Origin of the sequence: Desulfurella amilsii, assembly GCF_002119425.1 — a bacterium.
Lineage (GTDB): Bacteria > Campylobacterota_A > Desulfurellia > Desulfurellales > Desulfurellaceae > Desulfurella > Desulfurella amilsii.
In genome coordinates this window covers 418,456-442,490 of the sequence record NZ_MDSU01000018.1, presented here as the reverse complement: position 1 = coordinate 442,490, position 24,035 = coordinate 418,456, and the positions used below count along the sequence as shown (strand labels likewise).

27 protein-coding genes and 1 pseudogene are annotated in these 24,035 nt (G+C 32.3%); 23 read left to right on the top strand and 5 right to left on the bottom strand.

Going from position 1 to position 24,035, the window contains the following annotated elements:
- Window position 1: 1 nt before the first annotated feature.
- Window positions 2-808 carry a DsbA family protein gene (locus tag DESAMIL20_RS05735; protein WP_158090537.1) on the bottom strand — a complete coding sequence of 269 codons (807 nt, stop codon included), beginning with the start codon at window positions 806-808 and terminating at the stop codon, window positions 2-4.
- A gap of 118 nt (window positions 809-926) precedes the next feature.
- On the opposite strand from DESAMIL20_RS05735, the gene DESAMIL20_RS05730 reads away from it, so the two are divergent.
- Both DESAMIL20_RS05730 and DESAMIL20_RS05725 read left to right on the top strand, forming a co-directional pair.
- On the top strand, window positions 927-1,166 hold the full coding sequence (locus DESAMIL20_RS05730) for a hypothetical protein (RefSeq protein ID WP_086033855.1): 240 nt from the start codon (window positions 927-929) through the stop codon (window positions 1,164-1,166).
- A 378-nt stretch (window positions 1,167-1,544) separates the two neighbouring features.
- Complete coding sequence (locus DESAMIL20_RS05725; RefSeq protein ID WP_086033854.1) at window positions 1,545-1,865, top strand: hypothetical protein; 321 nt, start codon at window positions 1,545-1,547, stop codon at window positions 1,863-1,865.
- A gap of 101 nt (window positions 1,866-1,966) precedes the next feature.
- Here the strand turns inward: DESAMIL20_RS05725 and DESAMIL20_RS05720 are convergent, their stop codons facing one another.
- Window positions 1,967-2,179: a hypothetical protein gene (locus DESAMIL20_RS05720; RefSeq protein ID WP_086033853.1), complete on the bottom strand. Its 213-nt coding sequence runs from the start codon at window positions 2,177-2,179 to the stop codon at window positions 1,967-1,969.
- 196 nt (window positions 2,180-2,375) lie between these two features.
- Here DESAMIL20_RS05720 and DESAMIL20_RS10485 point away from each other — a divergent pair.
- A pseudogene (locus DESAMIL20_RS10485) lies at window positions 2,376-2,606 on the top strand (CC/Se motif family (seleno)protein); the annotation flags it as partial.
- Here the strand turns inward: DESAMIL20_RS10485 and DESAMIL20_RS05715 are convergent.
- Window positions 2,599-3,306, bottom strand: a complete 708-nt coding sequence (locus DESAMIL20_RS05715) for an RsmE family RNA methyltransferase (RefSeq protein WP_204218572.1) — start codon at window positions 3,304-3,306, stop codon at window positions 2,599-2,601. The pseudogene DESAMIL20_RS10485 and the gene DESAMIL20_RS05715 sit on opposite strands and share 8 nt — an antisense overlap.
- 134 nt (window positions 3,307-3,440) lie before the next feature.
- On the opposite strand from DESAMIL20_RS05715, the gene DESAMIL20_RS05710 reads away from it, so the two are divergent.
- Genes DESAMIL20_RS05710 through DESAMIL20_RS05615 form a run of 20 tightly spaced genes read left to right on the top strand, consistent with a single transcriptional unit; the run spans window position 3,441 to window position 21,301 of the window.
- Entirely contained in the window at window positions 3,441-4,337 is an 897-nt protein-coding gene (locus DESAMIL20_RS05710) for a class I SAM-dependent methyltransferase (protein ID WP_086033852.1), read from the top strand.
- Window positions 4,334-4,537 (top strand): hypothetical protein, encoded by a 204-nt coding sequence (locus DESAMIL20_RS05705; RefSeq protein ID WP_086033851.1) that lies wholly within the window; start codon window positions 4,334-4,336, stop codon window positions 4,535-4,537. The genes DESAMIL20_RS05710 and DESAMIL20_RS05705 overlap by 4 nt, the downstream gene beginning before the upstream one ends.
- Window positions 4,538-4,579: 42 nt before the next feature.
- Window positions 4,580-4,780, top strand: a complete 201-nt coding sequence (rpmE, locus tag DESAMIL20_RS05700; protein WP_086033850.1) for a 50S ribosomal protein L31 — start codon at window positions 4,580-4,582, stop codon at window positions 4,778-4,780.
- A 9-nt stretch (window positions 4,781-4,789) separates the two neighbouring features.
- Window positions 4,790-5,062: a hypothetical protein gene (locus DESAMIL20_RS05695; RefSeq protein WP_086033849.1), complete on the top strand. Its 273-nt coding sequence runs from the start codon at window positions 4,790-4,792 to the stop codon at window positions 5,060-5,062.
- A gap of 5 nt (window positions 5,063-5,067) precedes the next feature.
- A complete protein-coding gene (locus tag DESAMIL20_RS05690; protein ID WP_086033848.1) occupies window positions 5,068-5,358 on the top strand; it encodes a DciA family protein in 291 nt (96 codons plus the stop codon).
- Window positions 5,359-5,391: 33 nt separating this feature from the next.
- On the top strand, window positions 5,392-6,156 hold the full coding sequence (locus DESAMIL20_RS05685) for an outer membrane protein assembly factor BamD (RefSeq protein ID WP_086033847.1): 765 nt from the start codon (window positions 5,392-5,394) through the stop codon (window positions 6,154-6,156).
- Window position 6,157: 1 nt separating this feature from the next.
- Complete coding sequence (locus DESAMIL20_RS05680) at window positions 6,158-6,502, top strand: Hsp20/alpha crystallin family protein (protein WP_086033846.1); 345 nt, start codon at window positions 6,158-6,160, stop codon at window positions 6,500-6,502.
- Window positions 6,503-6,505: 3 nt separating this feature from the next.
- Window positions 6,506-8,887: an endopeptidase La gene (lon, locus tag DESAMIL20_RS05675; RefSeq protein ID WP_086033845.1), complete on the top strand. Its 2,382-nt coding sequence runs from the start codon at window positions 6,506-6,508 to the stop codon at window positions 8,885-8,887.
- A gap of 7 nt (window positions 8,888-8,894) precedes the next feature.
- Window positions 8,895-10,085 carry an ABC transporter permease gene (locus tag DESAMIL20_RS05670; RefSeq protein ID WP_086033844.1) on the top strand — a complete coding sequence of 397 codons (1,191 nt, stop codon included), beginning with the start codon at window positions 8,895-8,897 and terminating at the stop codon, window positions 10,083-10,085.
- The gene (locus tag DESAMIL20_RS05665; protein ID WP_086033843.1) at window positions 10,082-10,756 is read left to right on the top strand and encodes an ABC transporter ATP-binding protein; all 675 of its coding nucleotides are present in this window, start codon (window positions 10,082-10,084) and stop codon (window positions 10,754-10,756) included. The genes DESAMIL20_RS05670 and DESAMIL20_RS05665 overlap by 4 nt, the downstream gene beginning before the upstream one ends.
- A complete protein-coding gene (gene bamA / locus DESAMIL20_RS05660) occupies window positions 10,740-12,986 on the top strand; it encodes an outer membrane protein assembly factor BamA (RefSeq protein WP_086033842.1) in 2,247 nt (748 codons plus the stop codon). Before DESAMIL20_RS05665 ends, bamA begins: the two co-directional genes overlap by 17 nt.
- Before the next feature lie 28 nt (window positions 12,987-13,014).
- A complete protein-coding gene (locus tag DESAMIL20_RS05655; RefSeq protein ID WP_086033841.1) occupies window positions 13,015-13,533 on the top strand; it encodes an OmpH/Skp family outer membrane protein in 519 nt (172 codons plus the stop codon).
- Window positions 13,530-14,555, top strand: a complete 1,026-nt coding sequence (gene lpxD / locus DESAMIL20_RS05650; protein ID WP_204218571.1) for a UDP-3-O-(3-hydroxymyristoyl)glucosamine N-acyltransferase — start codon at window positions 13,530-13,532, stop codon at window positions 14,553-14,555. The genes DESAMIL20_RS05655 and lpxD overlap by 4 nt, the downstream gene beginning before the upstream one ends.
- Window positions 14,552-14,983, top strand: a complete 432-nt coding sequence (fabZ, locus tag DESAMIL20_RS05645; protein ID WP_086033840.1) for a 3-hydroxyacyl-ACP dehydratase FabZ — start codon at window positions 14,552-14,554, stop codon at window positions 14,981-14,983. Before lpxD ends, fabZ begins: the two co-directional genes overlap by 4 nt.
- Before the next feature lie 10 nt (window positions 14,984-14,993).
- Window positions 14,994-15,770 carry an acyl-ACP--UDP-N-acetylglucosamine O-acyltransferase gene (gene lpxA, locus DESAMIL20_RS05640; RefSeq protein ID WP_086033839.1) on the top strand — a complete coding sequence of 259 codons (777 nt, stop codon included), beginning with the start codon at window positions 14,994-14,996 and terminating at the stop codon, window positions 15,768-15,770.
- Entirely contained in the window at window positions 15,767-16,882 is a 1,116-nt protein-coding gene (lpxB, locus tag DESAMIL20_RS05635) for a lipid-A-disaccharide synthase (RefSeq protein ID WP_086033838.1), read from the top strand. The genes lpxA and lpxB overlap by 4 nt, the downstream gene beginning before the upstream one ends.
- The gene (locus DESAMIL20_RS05630; RefSeq protein ID WP_086033837.1) at window positions 16,879-17,460 is read left to right on the top strand and encodes a lysophospholipid acyltransferase family protein; all 582 of its coding nucleotides are present in this window, start codon (window positions 16,879-16,881) and stop codon (window positions 17,458-17,460) included. Before lpxB ends, DESAMIL20_RS05630 begins: the two co-directional genes overlap by 4 nt.
- The gene (gene lpxK, locus DESAMIL20_RS05625) at window positions 17,453-18,385 is read left to right on the top strand and encodes a tetraacyldisaccharide 4'-kinase (protein ID WP_086033836.1); all 933 of its coding nucleotides are present in this window, start codon (window positions 17,453-17,455) and stop codon (window positions 18,383-18,385) included. The genes DESAMIL20_RS05630 and lpxK overlap by 8 nt, the downstream gene beginning before the upstream one ends.
- On the top strand, window positions 18,382-20,118 hold the full coding sequence (locus tag DESAMIL20_RS05620) for an ABC transporter ATP-binding protein (protein ID WP_086033835.1): 1,737 nt from the start codon (window positions 18,382-18,384) through the stop codon (window positions 20,116-20,118). The genes lpxK and DESAMIL20_RS05620 overlap by 4 nt, the downstream gene beginning before the upstream one ends.
- Entirely contained in the window at window positions 20,111-21,301 is a 1,191-nt protein-coding gene (locus DESAMIL20_RS05615) for a 3-deoxy-D-manno-octulosonic acid transferase (RefSeq protein ID WP_239393480.1), read from the top strand. Before DESAMIL20_RS05620 ends, DESAMIL20_RS05615 begins: the two co-directional genes overlap by 8 nt.
- Here the strand turns inward: DESAMIL20_RS05615 and DESAMIL20_RS05610 are convergent.
- Window positions 21,288-22,058, bottom strand: a complete 771-nt coding sequence (locus DESAMIL20_RS05610; RefSeq protein WP_086033833.1) for an energy transducer TonB — start codon at window positions 22,056-22,058, stop codon at window positions 21,288-21,290. The genes DESAMIL20_RS05615 and DESAMIL20_RS05610 overlap by 14 nt on opposite strands.
- Entirely contained in the window at window positions 22,033-23,985 is a 1,953-nt protein-coding gene (locus DESAMIL20_RS05605; RefSeq protein ID WP_086033832.1) for a TonB-dependent receptor, read from the bottom strand. The genes DESAMIL20_RS05610 and DESAMIL20_RS05605 overlap by 26 nt, the downstream gene beginning before the upstream one ends.
- Between the last annotated feature and the right edge of the window lie 50 nt (window positions 23,986-24,035).

The window sequence follows — 24,035 nt, the reverse complement described above, 5'->3', positions numbered from 1 at the left end:
TTTACTTTACAAAATTAGCAAGATTGGTTAGGCCTACAATTACTATGCCTGTTATATTTGTTTTTCTAATGATAATAGAAGGCGTACCGTTTAACTTTTGTTTAAAAAATTCTTCTTTTAAGTAGTGAAGTTTTGCTTGATATTTTGGTGTTAGTTGTTTGATTAAGTTTTGATTTTGAGAGACAATTTTGTCAACATTTTCAAATGATGCAGCTTCTACTTTTGCTAAAGCGTCAGCAAGGTTTGTTTTTGATTCTATATCCCAGAATAACATTGAAGCTTGTGTTGATTTTTCCCCGTGTACATCAAATGGTATAACATATAATTTAATTTTATTTTGTTTTGCAAGTTCAATTGCTTGAGCAAGCTGCTCTTTACAGAAAGGACAATATGGATCAGATAATATATAAACCTCGATTTTTCCGTTGCCATAGCTTTTTTTCAAGTTTGAGCTTAATGTTGACAATACTCTATTGAACCACTCAATATTTACTGTATTATAGGATTCTTTAACTTTGGGCTCAATTTGTGAGACAGAATTGTTTGCATAGGCTAAAAGGTTTGGTATTACATATTTGCCATCCTCTGAAATCCATAAATACTTATAAACAGTTACCGATGCGTTCTGTGGTTTTAGAGTTGCAATAAATGTTTTAAAACCTGGAATTTGAAAATCGTTAGTCTGCTTAAGCTCAATGTTTACATTAGCAGGAACAAGTTTTTTAGCAATGGATGCGTAATTAACTGTGGCGTTTGCATAAGAAAACATTAAAATAAGACCCAAGATAGATAAGAAAATTTTTTTCATAATAATCCTCCAGCACATTAAAGATAACAAAATTATATCTAAAAAAATATTTTTTGCAAACCATAAATTCAAAAATAGAAAAATTTGCAATTTTAATAAAAATAATTAAAATAATACAATGTTTGTATTGTTAGCAGTTTTTGCTTTTTTAATTAACATTCCTTTTGGGCGATTAAGATCTAAAGTAAAGAAATTTTCCTGGCGCTGGTTTGCTTATATTCACATTCCAATCCCATTTATTGCACTGCCTAGAATTTTGCTTGGTATTAGCTATTACTTTATACCGTTATTTTTAGTGGCATCCGTGGCAGGCCAGATTGCAGGCTCAAGGCTGAAACCTGGCGCTCAAAAGGCTTAATTAGTGACAATTTTTACTTAAGAATTATTTGGCAGTATATAATAAAGTTATCTAAGTGAAACAAAATTTGACATATAAGGGTTATTATTTTCTCAATTATCTAGCAATAACGTTTGCAAGCAAAAAAGCTGGTTTGTTGTAACAAAAAAAAGTGGTGGTATTTAAGCGAACATAAAGGCTTTTAAAGCAAATTTATCAAAATACTTTATGCTAAGTTGGGCTATCATAAGCCTCATTGCTTTTTTGATTGTTTCTGTAGTATTTATTAGGGTTTACAGAAATTTTGTGCGCTATACATAGTCTGAGTTAAATACAATAGCACAGCAGAGTGCATTTACTATCCAAACTTACGTAAGACTGTTACGTAATTCAGAAAATTTGCTTAAAGATTCTATTGCTACAAATTTCTATACACAAAAAGCTCGTTTTACTATAAAAAACTTTGTAGATCAACACCCAGATATCTATGCTGTTTTGATAACAAGTTCAGATAAACAAGTGATTTCTGCTTATCCACAAAATTTAGACTTAAAGCCGCTTCAAAATAGCGTCTGCAGTGAGAATAAAATAAATATTAGCAGGGCATTTTATATAAATAACAAGCTTACTGACATAGATTGTGTACCTTTTGACAGAGGCTATATTTTAGCGGGTAGAATTTCTATTTTGTTGCTTTTAACTCCTCTTTACCACCTGTAGTTTGATAATGCTATTATAACAGCATTATTTTTTCTATGGGTACTACAGTATTTTTTGTTAAATTTGCAAGCAGCGAGTTTATTTTATTATGCTTTTTCTTTCTATTTGAGTCTTGAGATTTGCTCTAAAGCTTTATCGTACCTTTTCAGACGCTTGCTTTCTATTATAGACTTTAGCTTTTCTTCAAAAGCCGTTTTTACTTTTGCGCTACGCAAGCTTTCTATTTGGTCTTTATGCAAAAGCAGCTTATCTGATATTCTATAGAGTGCATTTTGGCTTATATGCTCAAATGCGGTGGAAAGTAAAACATCCAAAGCGCTTAGTTTTGCGCCCAGTATTTAACAGCATGCTCGCTTTTTGGGTAAACAAGCCTTTATATGATAGATAGTATAGATAGGTCAATATGGGCTTTAGAAAAGCCCAAGGTAGCTAAAAGGTTTATATGCAAAAAACGCCTGTTTTTTGGTGGATTCTGTCAAAAAGTGGTAAAGACGGGTTAAAAAAGGTGGAAAGGTTAGCATAACTTACCATGATGTCGCAAATACCTGCATAGATATAAAAACGATCCCTGAAGTGTCAATCGGTTCACCCAAAAACTCAGATAAGTATATTTTGCTTAATATAGATGGTATTGATGTTTATGTAGATAAGTTTGTGCAAGACAAAGAGGATTTTGCCATTAAGCTTAATAAAGTGTTTGGTTTCAAGTACCTAGTTTTAGATGGCTGGAAGACTATCTAAATATTAATTCTATCTGAGCAAGTGCCGCAATTGTTGCAACTTCTGCTTTTAATATGTTTGTTGATAAACTGAGCGCAACAAAACCTTTCTTTTGTAAAACCGTAATTTCATTTTCATTAAATCCACCTTCTGGGCCAATTGCAACTGCAACACTTTCAATATTTTTAACTGGCAAATCTTTGAGCGTTTTATTTTTTTCATTTTCATAAAATACTATTTTTAAAGATTCTTTTGAATCAATGTTTGGAAGTTTTTGCGGATTTTGTATAGTAAGCGGGTATAGCCTTTTGCACTGCTTAAGAGACTGGACGGCTATTTTTTCCCATTTAAGCATTTTTTTTTGAATATCTTTTAGTTTTAATCTAGAAAAATCTGATATAGTGGGTACAAAAGTAGCTACGTTAAGCTGAGAAATAGGTTCTATAAGCTCATCAATTACTGATAATTTATTTGGCAGGCACTGATAAAGCGTTACATTGATATGTGGAAGAGCTTTTTCAATTGTGCGATCAATCGTGGCAATAAAATATTTTTTTTCTATTTTGCTTATTGTTCCAATTAGATAATTACCATTTAAGTTGTTTACTTCAATTTTATCGTCTATCTTTAATCTTTTAACATTGATTGCGTGGTGGTACTCTTGACCTTCTATGATTATTTTGTTATCTAAAATTTTGCCAATAAAACAAGGTAAACTCATTTTTTTAGTAAAGTTTTTTACTTCAACATAGGTGATTCTATAAAAAATTGACTATTTTGCAACAAAAATCTTAAAATTGTTGAGTTTTGGATATATTTTAAGTATAATAAAAACGAAAAAAAAGGGAGGATAAAATGAAGAAAGCTGTTATATCAATTAATGAAAACGGTGATATATTCGATGGCAATTTTGAAGACTCGCCATTTTATTTAATTGTTGAAGGCGATCAAAAAAAGAAAATTCAGGACTGCGCATTAGATATAAACAAGCTTGGCGATAGTGTATTAATCGGCAAAAGTGTTTCAGTTGAATTTAAAAATATAATTACAAGTAAAAGCATAGAATACATTTTTTTGGATTTTGTTAATGCAGTTGAAGTTTTAGAGTACTTTAAGAATTATTCAGATAAGATTCAAGTATTTGATAACAATACAGAAGATTACGAAGAATGGTTTGAAAAGAATAAGTACGTTTACTTATCAGAAGTAGAGGCTCTTAAAAAAGTCATGCCCAAAGAAGGCAAAGGTATTGAAATTGGGGTAGGTAGCGGGAGATTTGCTTTGCCACTTGGTATTAAAGTGGGTGTTGAACCATCAAAGCAAATGGCGGATATTGCAAAGAAAAATGGCATAGATGTAATATTTGGCGTAGCGGAAAGTTTACCGCTTGAAGACAATAGTTTTGATTTTGCCTTAATGGCTGTAACGATTTGCTTTGTAAATGATCCACTAAAGAGTTTAAAGGAGTGTTATCGCATATTAAAACCAAAAGGTAAAATTATCATAGGTATTGTAGATTCAGATACAACTTTAGGCAGACTTTACTTAGAAAAAAAAGAAAACAGTGTATTCTATAAGCATGCAAGATTTTTTTCATCAAAACAGGTTATAGATTTGTTGGAAAAATCGGGTTTTACTTTCAAGCAAGCCTATCAAGTGTTGTTAGGCGATTATAGACAAATAAATGCCGTTGAAGAACCCAAAGAAGGCTTTGGTGAGGGTGGATTTAGCGTGTTGGTAGGTGAAAAATGATTTCAGTATTAACTAAATCTTTTACATCGTCAATGTATGATATTTTTTTTCTAGCTTTAATTGTATTTTTGACTGTGAGTTTTTTAATGTGGATAGCTTTACCAATTGTTCTTTTTTCGATGAGAAATGAACTTAAAAAGCTGAACCAGACATTAAAAGACTATGTATCAAAAATAAACAATGAGCACTTGATAAAATAGGTAATTTGTGATATTTTACGATTAGCAAAAAGGAGGTAGCTAATGAAAAAAAATTTTCATCCAAAATATGAGTTAACAACTATCGAGTGTGCATGTGGCAATAAAGTAGAAGTTCATTCAACTATTAAAAATCTTAAGGTCCAGATATGTAATAAATGCCACCCGTTTTTTACAGGTAAAGAAAAAATTGTTGATGAAGGCGGAAGGGTTGATAAATTCCAGAAAAAATATGCAAAAAAATAAGGAGGTTTTATGGACGGCAAAGGCGATAGCTTTGATATAGCAAAAGAAGTGGATTTAAGAGGTAAAAATGAATCTGAGGCCTGCGGTATTTTAGACAGCTCGATTAAGTCTGCTCCAAAAGGTAAATATATACTTGCATATGTAAACGAGTATGACTATATATCAAAAATTGCTCAAAAATTGCCTCAATTAGGTGCTTACATAGAAAATGTGCTCAAAAAAAATGAACGCGATTTTATTATAATGATTAGAAACGATGTAAAACAAGCAGAAAACGCTTAAAGAATATGGCGTTAGTTGATATATCTACAGCTACTTTTGATTTGTTGAAGGATTTGGGGTTAGAAAGGGCTGGATATATACTGAAAGCTAAAGATATATTTAAACAGTTAAATTTTAGTGAAGATGATGTTGTTGTGTTAAACTTTAAAGATGGTGTTTTAACTATAGGTGTATTTAGCTCCGTTTGGCATCAAGAAATGGAAAGCATGAAGGATCAACTTATTAAAAAGTTAAATGAATTATCAAGTGATATGCAATTTGAAAAAATTATTATAAAGGAGATAGCTTATGATTAGCTCAGCACTTGATATAAAAAATGGGTTATTATCATGAAAAAAACTATTTTCACTTACATTGCAATTGCTTTAATTGTTTTTTTTGTTTCTGCATGTTCTGCTCCTAAAGAATTAGTTAAAACAGAGCTAGAAAAAAGTGCCTATGAATGGTACAACGAGGGAGTCCAGTATTACATTAATCATAACTACAAAGAAGCCGAACATAGTTTATTGATGATTAATCAACAACATCCAGGTAGCATTTATTCAAAGAAAGCGCATCTTATTTTAGGTGATGTTTATTACAGCGAGGAAGATTATCTTTTATCAATAGACGAATACAAAAAATTTATAGAGTTGTATCCAGATACAAATGATGCCATGTTTGCTCAATATAAAATTGCTATGAGTTATTACAAAATGATGAATGGATATAGACTCGATCAAACACCTACAAAAAATGCTATAAAAAATTTTCTTGTACTCTTGGATAAATATCCAGATAATCCATACAAAGATGAAGTTTATAACTATTTAACTGAATGTGCAAAACAACTTTACCAACATCAGTTGTTTATTACTCGTTTCTATTATGACTTAGGAAGGTATAGGGCAGCTCAAATTGAGCTTGATTATATGGCAAAGCATTTTTCTGATTTGAATTTTAACGATGAAATGTTGTATTTACTGGCATCTTCTTACTATCATTTAGGCAAAAAGCAAGGGGCTATGGATTTTTTTAATGAATTAAAAAAGAAATATCCAAACAGTAAATACATTGTTTTATTTTACAAAGAGTTAGAAAAAAAGAGTAAATAATATGGTTAATAACAGAGTGATTTTTTTTGCTCATTTTTTAGTTTTACAAAAAAACGCAAGTTCAGATTCGATTTTAGCGGATATTTACGAAGAAGGTGATAAAGTACACATAGAGCTTGAAATACCAGATTTGCAGTTAGATAGTTTGGCAATCGATACAAATCACACTTCTTTGATTATCTCTGGTTTTAAGAAAAAAAAAGAAAGAAGTAACGTAGCATATATAAGGGCAGAGCGTATTTTTGGTTATTTTAAAAAATACATAGATTTGCCATTCTATGTTGAAAATGTAAGTAAAGTAAACTATAACAACGGAGTATTAGAAATTATTTTAGAGAGGTTTTGATTTATGAGTAATAATAACGAAAGCTTAGCCAACCAAGATATAGAAATACCTAGTGTTTTGCCTGTTGTGCCACTTAGAGATATGGTTGTTTTTCCTTATATGGTTACACCGTTGCTGGTAGGTAGAGAATTTTCTATTAAGGCAATAGATGAGGCTTTATCAAAAGATAGAATGATTTTTGCCGTGAGCCAGAAAAATTTTGAAGAAAATGAACCAACACCAGATCAAATAAATACCGTTGGCACAGTATGCTTGATTTTAAGAATGCTTAAGATGCCAGATGGTAGAGTAAAAATATTGGTCCAAGGATTGAGAAAAGCATCTATTGTGAGCTATACCAAAACGATAAAAGATAACCCCTTTTTTGAAGCTGAAGTTTCGCTATTGCAAGACCAATTAGCATCAACACCAGAAGAAGAGATTGAAATAGAGGTCCTGATTAGGACAATTAAAGATCAACTCCAAAAACTTGTAGCTTTAAATAAGAATATACCCAATGATATTGTTGTAATTGCAAACAATATAGAAAAAAGCGAACAGTTTGCTGATATTATCATTGCAAATCTACAATTAAAGATAAATCAGATGCAAGAATTAATAGAAATATTATCTGTGAAAGAGCGATTAAGAAAAATAGTCAGCATCTTGAATAGAGAACTGCAAATACTTGATATGCAGGCTAAAATCCAAAGAGAAGCCAGGGAAGAAATTTCAAAAGCACAAAAAGAGTATTTCTTGAAAGAGCAGCTAAAAGCTGTAAAGAAAGAGTTAGGCGAAAAGGCAGACTCAGATGAGATAGAAGAGCTTAGGCAAAAGATTGAAGCAGTAAAAATGAGCGAGCAAGCAGGGAAAGAGTGTCTAAAGCAACTGTCTAGATTAGAAAAAATGTACTCCGATTCTGCCGAGGCCAATGTAATTCGTACATACATTGATTGGATGGTTAGTTTACCATGGAGTGTTTCTTCACAAGATAAACTAGATATAAAGTCTATAGAAAAAACTCTGAATGAAGACCACTATGACATAGAAGAAGCAAAAAAAAGAATTCTGGAGTATCTGGCCGTTAAAAAAATAAAAAATGATATAAAAGGCCCTATTTTATGTTTTATTGGACCACCCGGTGTAGGCAAAACTTCACTTGCAAAATCTATTGCCCGTGCTATGGGAAGAAAATTGTGGCGAATATCTTTGGGTGGCGTTAGAGACGAAGCAGAAATTAGAGGACATAGAAGGACATACGTAGGGGCACTGCCGGGAAGGATTATACAAGGTCTAAAACAAACAGGAACAAATAACCCTGTTTTTGTTTTAGATGAAATTGATAAACTAGGCAGCGATTTTAGAGGTGATCCAGCTAGTGCCATGCTTGAAGTTTTGGACTCAGAGCAAAATTATGAATTCGAAGACCACTATATAGGTGTTCCATTTGATTTATCAAAAGTCTTTTTTATAACGACAGCCAACTCTACAGATACGATACCTGCGCCACTATTGGATAGAATGGAAATTGTTAGACTCTCTGGTTATACAACGATAGAAAAAATGAAAATTGCAAAGAAATACATTATACCCAAGCAGATTGAAAACCACGGGCTTAATGAGTACAATATAAAGTTTACAGATAAAGCCATCCAAAGCGTTATTGAAAACTACGCCAAAGAGGCAGGCGTAAGGAATTTAGAAAAAAATATTACAGCTATTTTAAGAAAAATTGCAAGACAAATTGTAGAATCTCCAAAAAAAGATCAATCAACCATATATGAAATTAATGTAGGAAATTTAGAAAAATATTTAGGTATACCAAGGTACTATAGCAGCGAAAAGCTAGACAAAGATTATATTGGCATTGCTACGGGTCTTGCGTGGACACCTGTTGGCGGTGAGGTATTGTTTATTGAAGCCCTAAAGGTTAAAGGTAGTGGAAAACTAATGCTTACAGGTTCACTTGGCGATGTATTTAAAGAGTCAGCACAAGCTGCAGTTTCTTTTGCGAGAACTCAATATAAAGAGCTAAATCTGGAGGAAGAATTTTACGAAAAGTACGATTTCCATATACATGTACCAGAAGGTGCAACGCCAAAAGATGGCCCAAGTGCGGGCATAACCATAGCATGTGCTATTATTTCTGCTCTAACTAATAAACTAGTCAGATCTGATATTGCAATGACGGGTGAAATTACACTTACTGGTAGAGTTTTACCAATTGGTGGGCTTAAAGAAAAAACTCTAGCAGCACTGAGGGTTGGTATAAAAGAAATTATTGTACCTTTTGACAACAAAAAAGATGTGTCAGAAATTCAATCGCAACTAAAGATAAAAGACGTAAAATTTTATTTTGTTAAGGACATGCAAGAGGTTTTAAAATACGCATTAAAAGACGATTAATTGATAAATGAAGAAATTCAATTTTGAAAACTTTTTAGCTATAAAATACATAAGTTCTAAAAAAGAGGAAAAACTGATTTCGCTTTCTTCTTTGCTTTCTATTATTAGTATTGCAATTGGTGTGGGCGCGCTAATTTTAGTTTTAGGGATTATGAATGGTTTTGACAAAATGCTGGAATCAAAAATAATAGGTGCAAACCCACACATAATTATTAAAAATTTTGATGGAACATTTAATCTAGATAGGAAACTTCTTGGAAAAATAAAATCTGATAAAATGGTTGCCAACGTTTATCCTTCTTTAGTTGAACAGTGTATTGTAAGTGCTAATGGTCAATCAAGTGGTTCTATATTAAACGGTGTAGATTTTAGCGATAAACCATATGTTGAAAAGTATATAAAGGGTAGGACAAATGGGATAGTGTTGGGTAAGGAATTAATGAAAGCAATTGGTGTATCTGCTGGCCAAAATGTTAGAGTTACACTAGCTTATTCTAATCCTACAGCTATGGGTTTTTCTCCCGTATCATTTGAAGTTCCTGTCACGGGTGTGTTTGATTCTGGGATGTATGAATATGACTTGGCTTTTTCATATATACCTTTAGATGTATTATGGAAAAATATGCAGACATATGATCAGATAAATACCATAGCTGTAAATTTGTATAATCCATACAATATAAATAAAGTAGGTAGCTTTCTGGGTAAAATACTGCCAAGTCAGTATTATTTTGTTACTTGGGCTCAAATGAATAAGAATTTTTTCACTGCTTTAAAATTAGAAAAAATTGCTATGGGTATTATTTTGCTTTTAATTATAATTGTGGCGGCTTTTGATATCATGAACTCACTTACTATGCTGGTTATGGAAAAGGTTAAAGATATAGCGATACTTGTTTCTCTTGGTGCTACATCAAAAAATATTAAAAGCATATTCATAAAGCAAGGGTTGATTTTAGGTTTTATAGGTACTATTATTGGTGATTTTTTGGGATTATCTCTGGGCTATATTTTAAAGCATTACGATATTGTAAGCTTACCCAAACAGGTTTATTACATTACAAAAATTCCAGTAGATATTACTTTGACTTATGTTGTAGGAATTTCCATAGTTTCTGTTGGTTTATGTGTACTTGCAAGCCTTTATCCTGCATCGAAAGCTTCTAGGATGAATATAATAGAGGTATTAAGACAGTGATTTTAAGCGCCTCTAATATAAAAAAATCTTTTAAAAGCGGTAAAAGTGAAACGTTAGTACTAAACAACATAAATTTTAATGTCGAAGAAGGCCAGATGGTAGCCATCATGGGTGTTTCAGGTTCTGGCAAATCTACACTCCTTCATATATTGGGTTTATTGGATGAGCCTGATAGTGGAGACGTGTATTTTTCTGGAGAAAAAATAAATTTTACGGATAAAAAAAACCTTGCTTTATTAAGAAATGCCAATATTGGTTTTGTTTTTCAATTCTATTCACTTATAAACGAGCTTTCAGTACTAGAAAATGTTTTGCTTCCCACAATGATTAATGGTATAATAAAAATAGATTATGCAAAAGAGCTCTTATTGAGAGTTGGAATCAATCAAGAGTTTTTTAACAAGCGGAGTTATAATTTGTCTGGTGGCGAAAAACAAAGAGTTGCTATAGCTAGGGCTTTAATAAATAACCCAAAAGTAATAATTACAGATGAGCCTACATCTAATATTGATGAGAATAATGCAAAGTTATTAATGTCACTGCTACGCGATTTACAACAATCGTTTAATACTACGGTGGTAATTTCTACCCATAGCAATAAAATTGCGCGGTTTTGTGATACTACATATTTTTTATCAGAAGGGGTTTTAACCAATGAAGACAATAGTTAGTTTTTTGTTCATATTTTTTTTGTTACTAAATTTTGCATACGCTCAAAATATTGTTGAGATTAATGTAGAAGGTAATGTAAGAATAGATAAACCTACAATATTAAGTGCTGTGAAAGAAAAAACAAATACGTCTTTAGATATAAAAGCTGTTAACGAAGATATTAAAAACATTTATAACTTAGGCTTTTTTGAAACAGTAACAGCTAAAGTAACCAATACCTCAAACGGCGTGATTTTAACATTTAATGTCAAGGAAAAACCCGCAATTAGGTTTGTTAAATTTAAGGGCAACAAAATGTTTAAGGATGAAGAACTGTATAAAGTGTGTAAAGTAAAGGAATACCAAATTTTAAGCAAAAAAAACTTGCAGGAAAGTATATCGGCTATTGTAGGCTTTTATGCGTCAAAAGGTATTTACCTTACAAATGTTTCATATAAGCTAGAACCTGTTGCAGGTAATCGTGTAGATATAGTTTTTGACATAAGAGAAGGGAAGAAAACTTTCGTTCATAAAATAAATATTATTGGCAATAAACATATAAAAACTAGCGAAATATTGGATGTTATGAAAAATCATGAAAAATATGGTCCATATATACTGACTTTTTTACCGTGGTTTTATACGGGTAAATTAAATCCACAGGATCTTGATTCTGATATACAGGCAATTAGAGATCTCTACTTGTCAAAAGGTTATGCTGATGTAAAAGTTAATGGGCCAACTGTAAATATAGAGCCAGACACAGGCTATATTGATATGGACATTTCGATTGATGAGGGGGCACAATATACATTAAAGAGCTTAAAATACGAGCATATTGAACCGTATACATTAAAAGACCTTGAAAAAATTGTCAAATTAAAAGTTGGAAAAACATTCAATGGTGTTCAATTAAGGAAAGACATAGGAGATCTCACTACGGCTTACGCAGACAAGGGTTATGCTTTTTGTGATATTAACCCTATAGTTACACTGGATAGACAAAATCATACAGTTGACGTTACATTTGATATTAACAAGGGTAACAAAGTCTATATTCACAGAATTGAAATAACGGGCAATGATAAAACATGGGATAATGTCATAAGAAGAGAAATTCGCCTCAATCAAGGCAGTTTATATTCTGAATCAAAAATACAAGAATCCAGGGAAAAAATTTATAACACGGATTACTTTGATAACGTAAAGATAAGCACAGAGCGTATTCCAGGTAAAGATGAAGTAAATATGAAAGTCAATGTAAAAGAAAAAATGACTGGTATGTTATCATTAGGTGTAGGTTATAGTTCTTACTACAAAGTAGGTGTTATGGGCTCTATTACGCAAAGGAATTTGTTTGGATCAGGTGTATATGGAAAGTTTTACGCAAACCTTTCTGCAAATAGCCATTTATTCGATATAAGTTTAGTAAACCCTTGGGTTGATAATAAGCCAATATCTGTCGGCTTAGATTTGTACAATATGGAATATTACGGTTGGGATTACAATCAAAAAACATACGGTTTTAAATTTACCGTTGCAAAGAGATTTTATGACGATCAGTTAAGTGTTGGAGCTTCGTATTCTTTATCTCAAAATAAAATTGATATAACAGCTGGCACGCCAAGCTATTATTTACAACAAGAAGCTGGCACTACGACAGAAAGTACCATTACACCTTTTATAAAATGGAGTTCAGTTAACAATACTATTTTCCCGACAAAGGGAACGATTGCTTCGTCAAGTTTAGGTTTTACAGGATTTGGCGGAAACGCAAGGTATGTTAAGTGGGATAATACTGTGGAGTATTTCCATCCTATATTTTGGGGTATGATAGGCCACTTAAAAGGTAGTATTGGTTTTGCAAAAGGCATAGGTGGGAAAGGAGTGCCGCTTGCGGATAGATATTTCTTAGGCGGTATAGATAGCTTGAGAGGTTTTGATTATGGCACAGTAAGTCCTACAGATCAATATGGAAACTACATTGGTGGCACAAGGGATGCATACGCTCAAGCTGAGACGATTTTTCCATTAGTAGAGGCTTTAAAATTATACGGTGATGCATTTTTCGATATAGGTAATTCGTGGCTTTATTCATACGATTTTGGCGACCTTAAAAAAGATGTTGGTGTAGGTATAAAATGGATATCTCCACTTGGACCAATTAGAGTAGAGGTAGGCAAGAATCTGGCACCTAAAAATGGCGAGAAATCTTATGTTTTTCAGTTCTCTATGGGAGCTTTATTTTAGAATTATTAGTAAGGAGGCATAAGGACTTATGAGGAAATTTTTTTCGGGGTTTGTAGTTTTAGCAGCACTACTTGTGCTTAATAGTAATGCATTCGCGCTTAAAGTTGCTGTTGTAGATTTAAATAAAGCGCTACAGGATTGTCAAGCAGGCATCGATGCAAAATCTATGCTTCAAAAGATTATAGAGGCGAAGAAAATGGTAATTGACAGTAAACAGCAAGAGTTAAATACTTTATCTCAAAAAATTCAAAACCCATCAACGCCTAAAAAAGATAAACAACAATTGGAAATTGAGTATCAAACAAAATTAAGAGATTTAGAGCGATACAAAGCTGATGCCACAGACGATGTAGTATCAAAAGAAAGAGAATACACTCAAAATATCATAAACGGTCTTGTCGAAACAATAAAAAATATTAGTCAAAAAGAAAGTATTGATTTAGTTTTTGAAGTACACCAGGGATTAGTGTATTGGAACGATGCTTTAGATATAACGCCTCAGGTTATCAAAGTATATAATAAAATATATGAGCAAAGCAAAAAATGATTGGAGTGCAAGAATTAGTCCAAATTATTAATGGACAATATTTGGGTAAAAGTGACATAGATATAGATGGCGTAGCAAGCTTAAATCGGGCTGATGAACATAAAATTAGTTTTCTTTCCAATAAAAAGTACACCAAATATATTTCTACTACTAGAGCAGGTTGCATAATAGTTGATCAAGCATTTGATATTTCAGCTTACAATTATAAAAATTTTGTCGTATGCAAAGATGCTTATCTTGGGTTTGCTTTAGCTTTGAGTTACTTTTATAAAAATCAATTAAAAAGCAATTTCAAAAGTCATAAAGCTTCAATTGATAAAACAGCGCAAATAAGCGAGGAAGCTTATATTGGAGATTTTACATATATAGCAGAAAATGTAAAAATAGGACATAGCTCTATAATGCCTATGGTTTATATTGGTGAAAACACGATTATTAAAGATAATTGCATTATATATCCAAATGTTACAATTCGTGAGAATGTAGAAATTGGAAACAATGTGATAATTCATTCTGGTAGTGTAATAGGCAGTGATGGCTTTGGTTATGTAAATAATAATGGTAAACATTATAAAATACCTCAGGTTGGCAAAGTAATTATAGAAGATGATGTTGAGATAGGTTCAAACACATCAATCGATAGAGCTACGCTTGATGAAACAATAATTAAAAAAGGTTCAAAGATAGATAATTTAGTCCAAATTGCCCATAATGTTGAAATTGGTGAAAATTCTATTTTAGTTTCGCAATGTGGTATATCTGGTTCTACAAAAATAGGAAACAATGTTATTCTAGCAGGTCAAGTAGGCATAGCAGGTCATTTAAAAATTGCTGATAATACTATAATAACAGCAAAATCTGGTGTTGGGACAAATATCAAAAAAAGCGGTATTTACAGTGGCATACCGGTGTATGATCATGCAAAGTGGCTGAAATCTAGCGCAACAATGCCACGATTGCCGGAGCTTTATAGAAAAATTCAGGAATTAGAAAATAGAATTAAGGAGCTTGAGAAAAAATGATTGATATCGAAAGGATAAAAGAAATATTACCTCATAGATACCCGTTTTTGTTTGTAGATAAAGTATTAAATTATGAGAAGTTCAAATTTATAGAAGCTATAAAAAATGTAACATACAACGAAGCTTACTTTCAAGGGCATTTTCCCAAAAAACATATTATGCCTGGAGTTGTTATAATTGAGGCAATGGCACAAGCAGGTGGAATATTGGCATTTTTGTCTTTAGAGGAAGAAGATAATGCTAATCGAGTAGTTTATTTTATGAGTATAGAAAACGCAAGGTTTAGAAAAGCTGTTGTGCCAGGTGATACTTTACTAATGAGAGTTGAAATTATAAAGCATAAAATGAAAGTATGGAAAATGTCTGGCAAGTGTTTTGTTAGTGATACGCTTGTAGCAGAGGCAACAATGAGTGCAAAATTGGATTAAGGAGTTAAATATGGTAAATATACACAAAACGGCAATAGTTGAAGATAATGTTCAATTGGGCGAAAATGTGACAATCGGACCTTATTCTATTGTAAAATCAAATGTAAAAATTGGTGGCAACTGTGAAATCCGAAGTCATGTGGTAATTGATGAATTCACCACTATTGGGGAAAATTGTAAAATTTTTCACTCTGCTGTGCTTGGAACTATACCGCAAGATCTTAAGTTTTCTGGCGAGCACAGTGAGCTAATTATAGGTGATAACAATACTATTAGAGAATTTGCTATGATCAACCGTGGCACAAAAGGCGGTATTGGCAAAACTCAAATTGGCAGTGGTAACCTAATTATGGCCTATGTGCATATTGCGCATGATTGTGTTATTGGCAATAATGCAATCATTGCCAATATGGTACAATTTGCTGGCCATGTAGTTGTAGAAGATAGCGCAGTTATTGGCGGTATGAGTGCTATCCACCAATTTGTAAAAATTGGTAGTTTATCAATGATTGGCGGTATGAGCGGTGTATCTCTCGACGTAGCTCCTTTTACACTCGCTGTTGGTAATAGGGCTAGACTTAATGGTTTGAATTTAGTGGGTTTAAGAAGAAATAGTTTTAGTTTATCTGATATAGAGAAGCTCAAAGAGGCGTATAGAATTATCTTTAGGTCCAATCTCAAATTTGATGAAGCCTATGATAAACTTAAAGAAAGCCCATCAAAACATGTTATAGATATGATAGAGTTTTTAAGAAAATCAGAGCGTGGTTTTTGCAGAGAAAGATGAAATTATTTCTGTCCGTAGGAGAAAGATCAGCAGAAAAATATGCTTATTTGTTGGCTAAAGAGCTAAAAAATATTTTAAGTAATACTGAGATTTTATCGTTTGGTTCAAGTTTACTAGCTACACAATCAGAAAAGATAGCCGATTATCAAGATATTAGTGTAATAGGTTTCAAAGAAGCACTCAATATACTCCCAAAAGCCGTAGAAATTTTGAATATCATTAAAAAAACAATCATTCAAAGAGATGTAGATGCATTAATATTAATGGATTTTCCAGATTTTAACTTTCAACTGGCAAAGTTTGCAAAGAAATATCACAAGAAAGTTATTTATTACATTTCACCTCAGGTATGGGCATGGAGGAAGAATCGCATAAAACAGCTGTTTAAGTACGCTGATTTAATAGTACCTATCTTGCCATTTGAACGTACATTTTTTGGCATTCAAGCAGTTAAATACGGTTTTAAATCTTCAAAGGTTGTTTATTTTGGCCACCCGATTATAGACGTACTACATAAGCATTTAGAACAAAAGACAAAAACAGAAAAGATTGTGTTGATTTTGCCGGGCTCGAGAATGTCTGAACTGCACTTTCACACAAAGGTTTTTTTTGATGCTGCGTATTTGCTTAAGAAAGAGTTTGATGATTATAGGTTTGTTGTAGCAACGCAAGAGCACTTTGTAGGCTATTTTGAGCAATTTATAAAGACATACCCATTTATTGAGATTAACACAGATACCTACGGTTTGATGAAAAAATCAACGCTTGCAATAACAAAAAGTGGCACAGTTACTTTAGAAGCCGCACTGTTTGGTTTACCATCTGTGGTAGCATACAAACTATCAAATTTAAGCTATCTAGTAGGAAAAGCCCTTATCCATGGTGTAGGCTCTATTGCTTTGCCAAATATTATACATGGTGAAAATATTATACCAGAATTGATTCAATTTAATGTAACAGCTCAAAATATCTATGAGCAAGCAAAATTAATGCTTGAAAATACTCAATATAGGCTACAAATAAAGCGCGAACTTGCTCAGATACAATATGCTCTTGGCCAATACCCCATAACACCAAAGATTGCAAAAGCGATATTAGATTATTTGGTATGATACCTTTTGTTTTTTATGTTTTTTTGAGATTTTACAGGCTTTTTTTACGCATAAAAATCGCTCAAGAATATCCTATAAAATCTATCAATACACCTATTATTTATGCATTTTGGCATGAAAGTATACTATTTTTACCTTTTGTTTATTTAGGCAACAATCTCAATATTTTGATAAGCACGCACAAAGATGGTAAATTAGCAAGCGATGTTATAAGGTACTTTAAAATGGGTACTATTGGCGGTTCTGTAAATAGAAACCCCAAAAAAGCTTTTTTGGAGATGATAAGGCTAATTAAAACTCAAGGGTGTGATATTGGCATAACTCCAGATGGCCCAAAGGGTCCGCGCAGGAAAGCAAAGTTGGGTGTGTTGGAATTAGCTTATCTTTCTGGGTATCCGATTGTGCCTATAGCGTTTGAACCAAGCAATGCTTGGAGATTGAATAGCTGGGACAAATTTGTTGTACCAAAGCCACTTTCTACACTTACTTTTATATACAAAGAACCTATTTATGTAAAATCAAAAGAAGAGATAACTGAAAAAGTTATTGAGCTAGAAAACAAGCTTAACAATGCTTAATGTTAGATTTTTTCAAAAAATTTTAACACCAATCTTGTTTCCCATATCAATGCTGTATTTGGCTATAGTAAATGTAAGAAATTTTTTATATGATATTGGGTTTTTCAAAACAACAAAGGTAGATGGTGTAAAAATTATTAGCATTGGAAACATTAAAACTGGTGGTACAGGTAAAACACCATTGTGTATAGGAATTTCTAACTATTTAAATACGCTTGGTTTTAAAACTGCCATTATTACAAATGCCTACAAAGCCAAACAAAAAAGTACTTTAATTGTATCAGATGGCAGTAATATTTTTTACAAAACGCCTATTGTAAACGATGAAACTTACATGCTTGCAAAAAAAACTCATTCAATTATAGTTAGCACCAAAGATAGATTAAGCGCTATAGAATCACTAAATCAATTTAAACCAGAGTATATAATATTTGACGATGGTCTTCAGTACAGAAAAATTGCAAAAGATTTAGAGGTTTGTATAATAGATTCTGAAAGGTTTTATTTGCCTTTTGGGTATTTGCGCGATAGCAAAAAAAGTCTTAAAAGGTGCCAAAAAATAGTTTGTTTTGATGGAGATTGCGAGATTAAATCAGAAATTACGATCAAAGGTTTTTTTGATATAAATGGGGCTTTTGATAAACCAAAAAGTGTATTTGTGTTTTGTTCTATTGGAGATCCACAAAAGTTTTTAATAAGTATAAAAACTCTTGGCATTAAAATAAACGGCTTTAAGTGTTTTAAAGACCACTATTACTATACCAAAAAAGATATAGAGCTTTTAAGATCTCTAAAACATCAAACTGGTTCTGAAGTTTTGCTTACTACATACAAAGATTTTGTAAAGATTGAACAGCCTGGGATAGTTTACTTAGATATAGAAGCAAAACTTGATTATTGCGCGCTACTAAAAGGAGTTGTATGAAAATAAATAAAGAATACCTAAAAAGACTCTTATTATACCTAAAGCCATACTGGAAAAGGATAATTTTATCATTTGTTGCTATGATTATAGTGGGCGCTTTAACTTCACTTACTGCGTATTTAATTAAGCCTGTTTTAGATAAAATATTTATTGCAAAAGACAAAAAAATGTTGATATTGCTACCTTTTGCTGTTATGGCCACTTATTTTTTTAAAGGTTTATTTACATATATTCAATCCTACCAGACAGCGTATGTGGCAGAAAATGTGTTGTTTAATATTAGGAATCAGATATTTAAACACATTATCAATTTGCCCATTGATTTTTTTGAGAAATTTCATACTTCAGAATTATTGTCGCGCGTTTTAAACGATACCGAACGTCTTCAAGATGCAATTGCAAAAGTTATGCCAGAAGCAATAAGAGAATTTTTTACCATTATATTTTTATTTATTGTTATCTATACAATTGATTTTAAGCTTGCATTGATTTCTACTATTGTATTTCCTATTGCTCTTTACCCAATTATTAAATTTGGCAAGGATATGAAAAAGCTCGGCAAAAAAAGGCAAATTTCGATAGCTAATATTACCACACTTATTCAAGAGTCTTTTTCTAATATTCGCTTAATCAAAGGTTTTATTACAGAAGATAAAGAAACAGGGAAGTTCTTAAAAAAAAGCCATGAGTTTTTAAATATTAACTTAAAAAGCTTTAGAATATCAGAGATTACAAGTCCTCTAATGGAATTTATTGGCTCTTTGGGTATTGCATTTTTAATCTGGTTTGGTGGTTTACTGGTCTTTAGAGGCACAATTAGCGTAGGTGGTTTTTTTTCTTTTATGGCTGGTCTTTTTATGCTTTATAGGCCATTTAAAACTATAGCCAAAGCAAGCAACAGTATTAATTCTTCTGTTGGTGCAATTGAAAGGGTATTCTATATTTTAGATACCAAGTCTACGCAAGAAATCAAATCCAATGGATATACCTTTGATGGTATAAAAGATTCCATCATATTTGACAATGTTAGTTTTACATATGATGGTACAAAATATGCTCTAAAGGATATAAATTTTGAAGTTCCAGCACAAACAATTGTGGCGTTTGTAGGCGAAAGTGGCGGTGGAAAAACAACGCTAATGGATTTAATACCGCGCTTTTATGACCCAACAAAAGGAAGGATCCTAATAGACGGAATTGATATAAGGGATTTTGAACTTAAGAGTTTAAGAAAAAAAATTGCCAGTGTGTCTCAAAATGTTCTATTATTTGCCGATACAGTTTTTAACAATATAGCATATGGTTTGGAAAACCCCGATAGAGAAAAAGTAATAGGAGCTGCAAAGCTAGCGTATGCGCATGATTTTATAATGAAGTTGCCAGAAGGCTATGATACAAATCTTGGAGAACAGGCCATAATCCTTTCTGGCGGGGAAAGGCAAAGAATAGCCATAGCTCGTGCTATTATGAAAAACCCTGATATTTTAATTTTAGATGAGGCTACAAGCGCCCTTGATGCGGAAGCAGAAAATTTTGTTCAAAAAGCCATAGCAAATTTAATTAAAAACAGAACCGTATTTTTAGTAGCACATAGGTTATCTACGGCTCTTAGTGCATCAAAAATTGTTGTTATTAAGCAAGGCCAGATTGTAGGTATTGGCACTCACAAAGAATTGTTAGAAAGCAATAATTATTACCAAGGTCTTGTAGAGATTCAATTTGAAAATGCTTAGTTACAATATTATACTGTTGCTAGTTTTTATCATAATCTCTCCTTTTTTACTTTACAAGGCAATAACCAAAAAACGCTTTAGATATAGGCTTTTTGACAGGGTTATACCAAAAGCGGTCCAAGAAAAAGATTATATTCTAGTGCACCTTGCAAGCTTGGGAGAAGCAAAGGCATTTTTAAACATTAAAGATACCATTGAAAATTTATTTAAAAAAAAGATCATATTTAGTGTTACAAGCAATATTGGCTATGATTATTTAAAAAAAGAAGGTTTCGATGTATTTTTAGCTCCCCTTGATTTTTATTTCTTATATAAAAAACTTTTTAATGATAACTTACCTTTTCTTTCCATTTTTTTTGAAACTGAAATCTGGCCAGCCTATATCAATTTTTTTAAAAATAACCACATAAGAATATTTCTAATAAACGCAAGAATGTCGGAAAAAAGCTATAAGTTTTATAAAAAGCTAAAGGTTTTTTTTAGCTCAATCTCAAAGTTTGATGTAATAATTGCAAAATCACAAAATGACAAAGAAAGATTTTATAAATTTAACAAAAATGTAAAAGTTTGCGATAATGTAAAATACGCCTTACAAAGCAAAAAATTTGAGTATGAGTTTTTGCCTATTTTAAAGTCTCATAATAAAAAGATATTTGTTTTTTCAAGCTTTCATTGTCAAGAGTTAGATTTTTTAAGTAAAGCTATAATTAGAGTTTTGTCTTTTGGGTATAAGGTAGTTTTGGCCCCTCGTTATTTAGAAGATTTGCCTTTATTTGAAAAAATGCTTAAAGATTTGGGTTTAGATTACAATTTGCTCTCATCCATGAAAAACACTATTAAAGATTGTATTTTAGTGGATAGTTTTGGCGTTTTGGAAGCAATATATTCAATTAGTGACAAGGTATTTGTGGGTGGATCTGTAGCGGGTACTCTAAAAGGTCATAACCCAATCGAGCCAGCTATTTATAAAAACTTTGTTTTTTGTGGCTTATATATGGATAGTTTTAAAGAAGAGGTGGGTTTTCTTAAAAAATTAGGCTGTCTTGCGCAAATAAATGATATAGATGAGCTAAGCAATTATTTAAAACAGCCAAACTTAGCATTTTGCGATCTAGAACAAAAAAGGCAACAAATTATTGAGTGCTACAAGCGTGTTTTTTTAAAGTTTGTTACTCAAGCTTAAATATTATGTTAATTTTTGCATAAAAAGGCAAATTTACATTTGTTAATAGTTGATGAGGAACTGGTGAGGAATTGTGAACTATTTTTATTGCTGCTTTATTTAGACTATCGTATGGGGACTTTTTTAGTATTGAAATATTTTGCAGAAAGCCATTTTTATCAATCACAAAAACCAGCTGGATTTTGCCTTCTTCACCTTTAAAAACAGCCTCTTGAGGGTAGAATTTGTGATTTTCAATCCAATTAGCTATTTGTGGTTTGATTTGTATATTAGTGAGGTTTTGAAGGTTATCGCCTGTAGTTATTTTGGTTGAAGAATAAGAATTTACTGGAGTGGCCGAGTTGGTCTGAGAACTTGTTGGCTTAATTTGAGCGTTTTGTGTATTTTTTGAAATATCCAGTGGTTCAAGATTGTCTTTGATGTTTATTTTAGAATCAAATGTATCGTTCATTTGGGTTTTTGAAAAATTATAAGTTTTTTGTGGAATTATTAATTCTGATTTTTTAGTGTTTGTTGTTTTAATTGTTGCAAGTTTTTTTTGAGTATTTAGGTTTTCTATGTTGTTTTTTGTCTTAGTGTTTTGTTGTGTGTTTTGTAAACCTGTTTGAGAAACCAGATAGATTGCATATACTTTGGAAGTTTTTATTGTGTAAAGTTTAATAGCTCTTGCAAAAGCAAAAGCTATTACTATATTTAACACAAAAGCTAAAGCCCAGCTTATATAAAGCTTTTTAGAATGTGTAGCTAACTGTTGCATAGGCACTGCGTTTTAGAGTGGTATAACCCCAAATATCCTGATAAAACCTGTTAAAAATATTATAGATAGCCAAAGATGCTTTTAGGTCTTTTGTGATGTTGTATGCAATGTTGCCATCAAATACTGCATACCTGCCTGTTTGGTGTGTATGAGAGCTATCATCATACCTTGTGCCTATATATCTACCATCTAAATGCAGTGTTAGTTTATCTATAGGTGAATAATTGATATAACCCGTAGTTACACTGTATGGTATGTGAGCTGCTTGCATGTTCGCAGTTGGGTCGGTGCTATCTGTATAGGTGTAGTTTATACCAAATTCTATTTGCTTTATTGGTCTAAACTTTACATATGATTCAATACCTGTTGCTACAGTGTTTCCTGGCACATTTTCATAAGTAGACACCCATGTATTTGGGTTTGTGTAATAATCTATTCTGTTTGTAATTGTTGTTCTAAAGTAAGTGGTACCAAAAGAGACTTTATTGTTAAAAAGGTTTTGCATAAAGCCTATATCCCAGCTTTTTGAGCGCTCTGGCGAGAGATTTCTATTTCCTCCGCTAAAAAACCAAGCTGGTACGCTGCTTGCATATAGCTCATAGAGGGTTGGCGCTTCAAAACCTGTTGACCAATTTGCTTTAAAAATTGTTCCTGTGGGTTCAAATAGATAACTTGCGCCAAGTTTATATGTACCGTGATCGCCAAATGTTTGAAAATGATCTTCACGAAAAGCTGCCTGTAGGTTTAAATTGCCAATACTGGGCAAAAATTCAATAAAAGCGCCTACATTGTCGCGGTTTTTGCTGAAGTAACTTGGGTAATCTTGGCTCATTCTATCTACTGTGTAGTTTATCCCACCCAATGTCTTGAAATTTTTACTAAAAACATACTCTAACTGCAAATCACTGCCGTATCGATAGCCTTTGTAGTTGTTGCTGTAGAAATCGCTTTGTGGAGCTGGTATAACGGCCGGGTATGGGTAACTATAACTATCTTTATAGTACCTTAAATGTTCAAAGTAATAAGTATCTAATTTTAGCGTTAGATTATTAAAAGTCTTTTGTGCATAAACTTTTGTTAAATAACTTTCGCTATCTTCTCTGTATGATTTTCCTGGATATGTTGTATTTACCCACGAGCTATTATTTGGAACATTGTAAGTTGGACTATACTGGTCCATATAATTTTGTGATTTTTGTGCATTAAGAAGCAAACCTATTTTAAAATCATTTAAATCGTATTCTAAGCGTGAATTAAAAGCCGTTTTGTGATAGCCATCTTGCTTTCCACCGTAGGAGTAAGATTGAGTTTGTGGGTTGTAAGAGTTTGTTTTTGAGGTGCCAGATGTATCAAACCTTGTGCCGTCTAAATAAAAAGAGAAATTATTAACTTTTCCAGAATATGATAGATTTTCTGCGTATGTGCCAAAAGAGCCATACATTTGCGTGTATGTGGCATGGGGTTTGCCTTTGCCTTTTTTTGTAATGAAATTAACAACTCCGGCAATTGCATCAGCACCATAAAGTCCGCTTTGAGAGCCTTGAACAATTTCTATGCGGCTTAAATTGTACGGCAAAAGCGAAGACATGTTAAAGTATGATTGTGGGGCAGACGGATCACCAATATTTACACCATCCATTAAGTACTTTGTATAATAACTATTAAGTCCTCTCATATAAAAAGAGGTTTGACCACCAAACGGACCGTTTGAAGAAACAGATATACCGGGCAGACCATTTAGCGCATCTTGAGCAAATAATGCGCCAGAGTTTTCAATTTGCTTTTGCGTTAATACCTGTGTGTAAGAAGGTGTTTGAGCAATTTGCGTTTTAATTTTAGAAGCTGTTACCACTACATTTTCATCAGCCCATGAAAAATTACACAAAACCCCCACCAATAATAAACTTGTCAGTACTCTATACAACATATAAAGCCTCCTATATAAATGTTTACAATCTTTTTAGCAGAACTCCCGCT

What these genes read in the sequence shown, in the direction of transcription:
- DESAMIL20_RS05735 (WP_158090537.1), bottom strand. Translation starts at nt 808, where the DNA reads ATGAAAAAAATTTTCTTATCTATCTTGGGTCTTATTTTAATGTTTTCT.
- DESAMIL20_RS05730 (WP_086033855.1), top strand. Translation starts at nt 927, where the DNA reads ATGTTTGTATTGTTAGCAGTTTTTGCTTTTTTAATTAACATTCCTTTT.
- DESAMIL20_RS05715 (WP_204218572.1), bottom strand. Translation starts at nt 3,306, where the DNA reads ATGAGTTTACCTTGTTTTATTGGCAAAATTTTAGATAACAAAATAATC.
- DESAMIL20_RS05710 (WP_086033852.1), top strand. Translation starts at nt 3,441, where the DNA reads ATGAAGAAAGCTGTTATATCAATTAATGAAAACGGTGATATATTCGAT.
- DESAMIL20_RS05705 (WP_086033851.1), top strand. Translation starts at nt 4,334, where the DNA reads ATGATTTCAGTATTAACTAAATCTTTTACATCGTCAATGTATGATATT.
- rpmE (WP_086033850.1), top strand. Translation starts at nt 4,580, where the DNA reads ATGAAAAAAAATTTTCATCCAAAATATGAGTTAACAACTATCGAGTGT.
- DESAMIL20_RS05695 (WP_086033849.1), top strand. Translation starts at nt 4,790, where the DNA reads ATGGACGGCAAAGGCGATAGCTTTGATATAGCAAAAGAAGTGGATTTA.
- DESAMIL20_RS05690 (WP_086033848.1), top strand. Translation starts at nt 5,068, where the DNA reads ATGGCGTTAGTTGATATATCTACAGCTACTTTTGATTTGTTGAAGGAT.
- DESAMIL20_RS05685 (WP_086033847.1), top strand. Translation starts at nt 5,392, where the DNA reads ATGAAAAAAACTATTTTCACTTACATTGCAATTGCTTTAATTGTTTTT.
- DESAMIL20_RS05680 (WP_086033846.1), top strand. Translation starts at nt 6,158, where the DNA reads ATGGTTAATAACAGAGTGATTTTTTTTGCTCATTTTTTAGTTTTACAA.
- lon (WP_086033845.1), top strand. Translation starts at nt 6,506, where the DNA reads ATGAGTAATAATAACGAAAGCTTAGCCAACCAAGATATAGAAATACCT.
- DESAMIL20_RS05670 (WP_086033844.1), top strand. Translation starts at nt 8,895, where the DNA reads ATGAAGAAATTCAATTTTGAAAACTTTTTAGCTATAAAATACATAAGT.
- bamA (WP_086033842.1), top strand. Translation starts at nt 10,740, where the DNA reads ATGAAGACAATAGTTAGTTTTTTGTTCATATTTTTTTTGTTACTAAAT.
- DESAMIL20_RS05655 (WP_086033841.1), top strand. Translation starts at nt 13,015, where the DNA reads ATGAGGAAATTTTTTTCGGGGTTTGTAGTTTTAGCAGCACTACTTGTG.
- lpxD (WP_204218571.1), top strand. Translation starts at nt 13,530, where the DNA reads ATGATTGGAGTGCAAGAATTAGTCCAAATTATTAATGGACAATATTTG.
- fabZ (WP_086033840.1), top strand. Translation starts at nt 14,552, where the DNA reads ATGATTGATATCGAAAGGATAAAAGAAATATTACCTCATAGATACCCG.
- lpxA (WP_086033839.1), top strand. Translation starts at nt 14,994, where the DNA reads ATGGTAAATATACACAAAACGGCAATAGTTGAAGATAATGTTCAATTG.
- lpxB (WP_086033838.1), top strand. Translation starts at nt 15,767, where the DNA reads ATGAAATTATTTCTGTCCGTAGGAGAAAGATCAGCAGAAAAATATGCT.
- DESAMIL20_RS05630 (WP_086033837.1), top strand. Translation starts at nt 16,879, where the DNA reads ATGATACCTTTTGTTTTTTATGTTTTTTTGAGATTTTACAGGCTTTTT.
- lpxK (WP_086033836.1), top strand. Translation starts at nt 17,453, where the DNA reads ATGCTTAATGTTAGATTTTTTCAAAAAATTTTAACACCAATCTTGTTT.
- DESAMIL20_RS05620 (WP_086033835.1), top strand. Translation starts at nt 18,382, where the DNA reads ATGAAAATAAATAAAGAATACCTAAAAAGACTCTTATTATACCTAAAG.
- DESAMIL20_RS05615 (WP_239393480.1), top strand. Translation starts at nt 20,111, where the DNA reads ATGCTTAGTTACAATATTATACTGTTGCTAGTTTTTATCATAATCTCT.
- DESAMIL20_RS05610 (WP_086033833.1), bottom strand. Translation starts at nt 22,058, where the DNA reads ATGCAACAGTTAGCTACACATTCTAAAAAGCTTTATATAAGCTGGGCT.
- DESAMIL20_RS05605 (WP_086033832.1), bottom strand. Translation starts at nt 23,985, where the DNA reads ATGTTGTATAGAGTACTGACAAGTTTATTATTGGTGGGGGTTTTGTGT.